The sequence below is a fragment of the Candidatus Terasakiella magnetica genome, assembly GCF_900093605.1.
Taxonomy (GTDB): Bacteria; Pseudomonadota; Alphaproteobacteria; order Rhodospirillales; family Terasakiellaceae; genus Terasakiella; species Terasakiella magnetica.
On sequence record NZ_FLYE01000040.1, the window covers coordinates 1 to 269 of the forward strand.

1 protein-coding gene is annotated in these 269 nt (G+C 45.7%); it reads right to left on the reverse strand.

The features are described from left to right. On the reverse strand, positions 1-269 hold a 269-nt coding region (locus MTBPR1_RS12205; protein ID WP_131813977.1), incomplete at both ends, for an IS3 family transposase.

Sequence of the window (269 nt, forward strand, 5' to 3'; positions counted from 1 at the left end):
TCACTGGGGAAGCCTCCGTGTCTCTTGTAGCCGCGTTGTGAGCGGATACCTTCAATTTTCATAATTCGATATACTCGGTGTTTGCCACAGGTTTCTCCCCAATCTTTCAAATCTTTGGTAATGTTGCGATAGCCATAAGAGGTTCCGCTTTCAAGCCAAGACTGTTTAATCAAGCCTGACAGCCTTTTGTCTTCAATTGCACGTTTGCTTAAAGGCTGTTTGAGCCACGCATAGAAACCACTGCGATGAACGCCAATCACACGACACAA